The 3,726-nt window shown below is 65.3% G+C and carries 1 protein-coding gene; it reads right to left on the minus strand.

Going from position 1 to position 3,726, the window contains the following annotated elements; translation table 11 throughout:
* The coding region (locus ACXDF8_RS26855) for a non-ribosomal peptide synthetase (RefSeq protein ID WP_457226276.1) at positions 1-3,726 on the minus strand (3,726 nt) is incomplete at both ends.

Raw genomic sequence — 3,726 nt, forward strand, 5'->3', positions numbered from 1 at the left:
CGGCTTTGCGGGATCGGCGATCATCGCGGCCAGGACCCGCTCGAGCCGCTCGATCAACGACGCGACTGCGGCCGCGTCGAATACCTCGGTGTCGTACTCCACCCGCAGCGTCAGCTCATCGCCGGGAATGGCTTGCACCGACACCGGGTAGTGGTTCGTTTCGTGGTGGCTGAAGTCGGTGATAGCCAATCCGTCGGCGCCCGACAATCGCGCCGCATCGATCGGGTAGTTCTCGTAGACGAAGAACGTGTCGAACAGATGATCCTGACCAAGCACCCGATGAATCTCACTGAGCGCCAGATGCTCATGATCCAACGTCCGGACATGATCGTTCTGCAACTGCGTCAACAACTCGACGGTGGTCGTCGACGCCCAAATCCTCGCTCGTACCGGCACCGTATTGATCAACAGACCCACCATCGAGTCCGCACCCAACACCTCATCAGGCCGCCCCGACACCGTCGTACCAAACGCCACATCGCACCGACCCGTCAGCGACATCAACACCCGCGCATACGCCGCCTGCAACACCGTGCTGACCGTCGTCTGACACGACCGCGCCAACTCCCCCAACGCCCGCGTGGTATCGCCCGAGACCGAAAACGACGCAACAGCCCGCTCTCCCAGGCTCGCCCGTCCGGCCGAACCGAGCAGCGTCGGGGTGTCGAAACCGGCCAGCGCGTTCGCCCATACCGCCCGCGCGGCATCGAGATCGCGATCCGTCAACCAGGTCACAAACCGTCGGTAGGGCGCCACAGGCGCCAAGCGCTGCCCGTAGTAACTGGCGAAGACCTCACCCAACAGAATCGGCAACGACCATCCGTCGAGAACGATGTGATGATTGGTCAACACCAAGCGGTACCGATCCGGTGACGTGCGAAGCAACATCGCGCGGAACGCCGGCGTATCCCTCAACTCGCACACCGCCGCCCGCTCGGCGGCGCACAACCGGGTGATCAATTCCTCGATGTCGCCGGCGGCGGATTCCAATTCGAAGTACTGCCAAGGCACCACCGCGTCAGCAGGGATGACTTGCACCGGCTGGGCGAACCGCTGCGAGAACCGGGCAGCCACATTGGGATGCCGGGCCACCACCGCCTGCACCGCTGCCTGCAACCGATCCACGTCCAACGGACCCGACAACCCGACATACACCTGCACCGCGTACACGTCGTCCCCACCCAGCGCCGCGCTGGCGTGAAACAGCAACCCCTCCTGCAGAGGAGTCAGCGGCAGTACGTCAGCGATCCGCATACTGCCGTCGAAGCCGGCCAGATTGCTTTGGACCGCGACGGACGGCGGCGCGTGCGGCTCGCTGGTCTGCGGTTCGAGCGGGATCCGCTCGCCGCCGATCCGGTCCGCCAATTGGGCGACGGTAGGCGCCTCGAACAGCGTTCGCACCGAAAGCCGGGTGTTCAGGCCCGTGTTCACCGCGGCAATCAGGCGCATCGCCGACAGCGAGTCTCCGCCTAAGTCGAAGAACGAGTCGTCGATGCCGATGCGTGGCACGCCCAGGACGGTGGCATAGATGCCGGCCAGCACCTCCTCGACCACCGTGGTCGGTGCCCGGTAGTGGCCGGCGTCGGAGAATTCCGGCGCCGGCAGGGCCCGCCGGTCGAGCTTCCCGTTGACCGTCAACGGCAGCGCATCGATCACCACGACCGCCGCCGGCACCATGTACTCGGGCAGCCGCTCGGCCACCGCCGACCGCAACTTTACCGGATCGAGCACCGCCGTCCCGGTCACGTAACCCACCAGACGCTTCTCCCCCGGGCGGTCCTCACGGGTGATCACCACCGCCTGCTCGACGCCGGCCAAACCAGCTAACACCGAACGGATCTCGCCCAATTCGATGCGGTAGCCGCGGATCTTCACCTGCTCGTCGGCACGCCCTAGGTAGCGCAACTGCCCGTCGGCGCCCCACCACACCAGATCCCCGGTGCGATACATCCGCTCCCCCGGGACACCGAACGGACAAGCGACGAACCGTGAGGAGGACAACCCGGGGCGGCCGATGTAGCCGACGCCGACGCCACGGCCGGCGACGTACAGTTCACCGACTGTTCCAGGCGGGACCGGCTGCAGCCAACCATCCAGGACGAACAGCGCCGCCCCCGATATGGGCGGGCCGATAGGCACCACCCCGGACCCCGCGACCAGCGGTGCGCTCAGGGCTACGTCGACGGTTGTCTCGGTCGGGCCGTAGGCATTGATCATCACCCGTTGCGACGCCCACCGGTCCATCAGTGCGGTCGGGCACGGCTCGGCGCCGATGATCAACGACATCGAATCGAGACCCTCGGGCGAGAGCATCCCCAGTTCGGATGGGGTGGTACTGAACACGGTGACATGTTCGGCGGCCAGCATCGCCTGCAGATCTTCGGGTGCGCGGGCCACCGTTTCAGGGACGACAACCAATCGGCCACCACCCAGCAGCGCGCCGAAGATCTCCTGGACCGACACGTCGAAACCGTACGAGCGACACTGCGACCACACTCTCGGGCTCGGCAGAGGTGCCGCATGCAGTGCGTCCATCAGCTGTGCAACGTTGCTATGCGTGATGGCAACACCTTTGGGAATACCGGTGGTACCGGAGGTGTAGATCAGATAAGCGATGTCATCCACCGCCGGGCCAGGCAACACGGCAGCGGCCGGACAGCCGGCACCCGGATCGTCGACGTCGATCACCGCAATGGCCTGCCCCGCCAACCGGGGTGCCAACGCTGCATTGGTAATCACGGCCACCGGTGCGGCGTCACCGAGCACCAGCTGCATGCGTGCCGACGGCGCGGCCGGATCGATCGGAACGTAGGCCGCGCCGGTCTTGAGCACCGACAGAATCGACACGATCGCTTCCGCCGACCGGGGTAGCAACACCGCCACCCGCTGACCCGGCCCAATCCCCCTGCCGGCCAACAGATGCGCAAACCGATCAGAGACCTCGTCGAGCTCGCGGTACGTCCAGGACCGCGACCCACACGTCAGCGCCACCGCATCGGGAACCCGCGCCACCTGCGCGGCGAACAATCCCGGAATCGTAGAAGGTGCCGGTGCGTCCAGCTCGGTCAAGACCGCTCGGTTGCTCCACTGGTCGAGGCGGTCGTGTTCGTCATCGCCCAGCAGATCCAGCGAGGACAACGGCTTTGCGGGATCGGCGATCATCGCGGCCAGGACCCGCTCGAGCCGCTCGATCAACGACGCGACTGCGGCCGCGTCGAATACCTCGGTGTCGTACTCCACCCGCAGCGTCAGCTCATCGCCGGGAATGGCTTGCACCGACACCGGGTAGTGGTTCGTTTCGTGGTGGCTGAAGTCGGTGATAGCCAATCCGTCGGCGCCCGACAATCGCGCCGCATCGATCGGGTAGTTCTCGTAGACGAAGAACGTGTCGAACAGATGATCCTGACCAAGCACCCGATGAATCTCACTGAGCGCCAGATGCTCATGATCCAACGTCCGGACATGATCGTTCTGCAACTGCGTCAACAACTCGACGGTGGTCGTCGACGCCCAAATCCTCGCTCGTACCGGCACCGTATTGATCAACAGACCCACCATCGAGTCCGCACCCAACACCTCATCAGGCCGCCCCGACACCGTCGTACCAAACGCCACATCGCACCGACCCGTCAGCGACATCAACACCCGCGCATACGCCGCCTGCAACACCGTGCTGACCGTCGTCTGACACGACCGCGCCAACTCCCCCAACGCCCGCGTGGTATC

Source organism: Mycolicibacterium sp. CBM1, assembly GCF_054073305.1.